This window comes from Yoonia sp., assembly GCF_030731595.1.
In the GTDB taxonomy this organism is placed as follows: Bacteria; Pseudomonadota; Alphaproteobacteria; order Rhodobacterales; family Rhodobacteraceae; genus Yoonia.
This window is the reverse complement of sequence record NZ_JANQTS010000150.1, coordinates 1-3,111: the sequence shown is the minus strand read 5'-3', so window position 1 is coordinate 3,111 and position 3,111 is coordinate 1. Positions and strand designations below refer to the sequence as shown.

Annotated in this window: 2 protein-coding genes; one reads left to right on the top strand and one right to left on the bottom strand. The window is 54.5% G+C overall.

The annotated features are described in order from the left end of the window. On the bottom strand, window positions 1–203 hold a 203-nt coding region (locus NWQ23_RS16520; protein WP_306167492.1), incomplete at its 3' end, for a hypothetical protein. On the opposite strand from NWQ23_RS16520, the gene NWQ23_RS16515 reads away from it, so the two are divergent. After that, window positions 171–2,954 (top strand): Ig-like domain-containing protein, encoded by a 2,784-nt coding sequence (locus tag NWQ23_RS16515; RefSeq protein ID WP_306167491.1) that lies wholly within the window; start codon window positions 171–173, stop codon window positions 2,952–2,954. The genes NWQ23_RS16520 and NWQ23_RS16515 overlap by 33 nt on opposite strands. Window positions 2,955–3,111: the final 157 nt, after the last annotated feature.

Genomic DNA, 3,111 nt, shown 5'->3' with positions numbered 1-3,111 from the left:
CCGGCGGCGATACCGGCGGCCAAAATATGGGCGACACCGGCGGCGACACTGGCGGTCAAAATATGGGTGACACCGGTGGCGACACTGGCGGCCAGAATATGGGTGACACCGGTGGTGATACCGGCGGCCACAATATGGGCGACACTGGTGGTGATACCGGGGGCCAGAATATGGGTGACACCGGTGGCGATACCGGCGGCCACAATATGGGTGACACCGGCGGCGATACCGGCGGCCAGAATATGGGTGACACCGGCGGCGATACCGGCGGCCAGAATTTAGGTGACACCGGCGGCGACACCGGCGGCCACAATATGGGCGACACCGGTGGTGATACCGGCGGCCATGGCGACGGTCATGGGATGGGCAACGCCCCCTCTATACCTGGTTACAATGGGCCGTTTCCTCCGGTTACAACAGCTGAGATCAATGCATTCATTATCGCAGTTAGGGCCGAAGATGATTCTGGCTCTCATATGGGTATGGACGGGATGGCAGCAGAACATGCAGCTGCCATGGACCTTGCTCCGCGCATTGCGGCAAGTCATATCGCGATCGATAATGGCGACTGGAACGATCCGAGCACTTGGCACAATGGGCAAGTCCCCGGCGAAGGTGCAAGTGTCCTGATCCCAGATGGAATCATGGTGAACTACGGACATGTTTCCGATGTGTCGCTGTTTACGGTTCGGGTCGATGGCATGTTGAGCTTTGCAACCGATGTCGACAGCCGGATCGAGTTTGACACGCTTTTGGTTTCTTCCGAAGGTCATTTGCGGATCGGCACCGAAGCCAACCCTGTGCAGCCGGGCGTGAATGTGGACCTCGTGATTGCCGACAATGGCAATATCGATACGAGCTGGGATCCAATGCTCCTGTCGCGGGGTGTCGTCAGCCACGGTGAAGTAGAAATCTTTGGGGCGGAAAAAACGGCATATCTGTCTGCTGGGGCTGATCCAATGGCAGGCGATACAATGATCACCGTCGACAGCATTCCAGAGGGATGGCAGGTCGGAGACAAGCTGGTTATTACCGGGACGCAGCTGGAAGGCTGGTACTGGGATCAGAGTGCCGGTGCCATGGTTCACCACGAGAGCCAAGACGAAGAGGTCTATATCACCGGGATCGTCGGAGAGTGGATTACGATCGATCGCCCGCTACAGTATGATCATGCGGCGCCTGACGGTGATTTTTCTGCGCATATCGCGAATATGACACGCAACGTGACTTTCTCCTCCGAGGGTGGAGACGACCTGCCGGTACATCAGCGCGGTCATGTCATGTTCATGCATTCGGACGATGTTGATGTGCGCTATGCAGGCTTTAACGATCTGGGCCGTACTGACAAATCTGCTCCTGCCTTTGCAGTAAGTGATCTGGGCACGCTCGACTATGACAGCAACATTCAAGGGCGTTACTCTTTCCACTTCCACAGAACCGGTACTGAAGATCAGGAAGATCCAGCAATCGCCGTTGGCAACGTGGTAGACGGCAACCCCGGCTGGGCCTTTGTGCATCATGATAGCCATGCTGAGTTTACCGACAATATTGCCTATGACGTTTTCGGGGCTGCATTTGCAGCAGAAAGCGGCAATGAGACCGGTATCTGGCTGCGGAACATGGCAATCGATGTGCGCGGGGTTTCTTACGGCGAATCTGAGGTAAAGCTACAGTCGGACGTCGAGCGTCACGACAACGGGCGTACTGGCGAAGGTTTCTTTTTCGCCGGTCGTTTGGTCGAGGCAGCAGAGAATATTGCTGCAAACACCACGCATGGTTTTGTCTATATGCACCGCGGACAGCCCATCACGCCGCTGGCCGAAAACCTTGATCAGCCTGAAATCGCCTATGGTGACGACACGATCCGGGTCGATCAGGCGCCGATCCATGGCTTCAGAGACAATGAGGCCTATGCCACTCAGATCGGCTTTATCGTTGTCAAGAACGGACCCGACCAGAACCATGATGTGCGTTCTGTGATTGAAGGTTTCACAGCATGGGAAGTGTCTCAGGGCATCAATCTGTCCTACACTTCACACTACACTTTCTTGGACACGACACTGATCGGTTCCGACAGCTGGCATACCTACAACACATCCGGCCTTGTTCTGGGACTTAACAATTTTGATGTTGTGATGAACGGTCTGTTGGCGACAGGTTTCGATAACGGCATCGATATGAGCCAAAACATCCTTCTTCATGGCGCCGTATCAGATTCTCAATACCGCAACTTCTTTATTGATGCCGAGCTTTCCGGAAACGGGACCGACGTTGTTGGCTATAATAGCAGTCACTATACGTTCCTGTCGTCTTCCGATCTGACGGAGGGCCGACTGTCATTTGATATGCGGGGCGCCACTGTCACTTCGCTTGGAAACGGATTTACGTTTGATGGCATTAAGACAGACTCTATCGGTTCAACCGATCGCCAGTTTGCGCTGGATGTTCAGGGTTTCGATCAATGGGGTATCGCGCTTCGTAACCATCTGGAAGCGAATGGATATTATGAACTGTCCGATGGGACAAATGTGATCCTTGTCGAAGATTTCGTCGCAGACCGCGCAACAGGAGAGCTGCTGAAATTTGCGCATGTGATCGAACTGGCAAATAGCGACAGCATTCTGAACAATATCGGATACACAAATAACGGTCTGCTGAACCCAGGCGGTCCCGCTGCCAATGCGGGCGATGACCGGGTCACAATCAACGTCAATCAGGACGTGTATATCAACGTTCTTGCAAACGACTTTGATCCTGATGGCGGCATCGTCCGCGTGGATGGCATGACTGACGCGCAGAACGGCGATGTTTTCCTGCAAGACGATGGCTCTATCATGTATCGTCCCAACAGGGATTTCACAGGCACAGACAGTTTCCGCTATTGGGCTGCCGATGAAGAGGGAAATTTCACACCCGCAACCGTCACGGTCGAAGTATGGGACGGCATGCTCTAGACCACCTGCCAAAGCAGGCCTGCCGCAGTGCAGGTCTGCGCGAGCGGCTTATTCGCTCCGATCACTAAGTCCTAGTTTGGTACAACGAGTCCCCTGGACTTTTGCAAGATGGCCCCGCTCTCACTCGTCCACTTCGATAGCGCTCATGAACAACTGG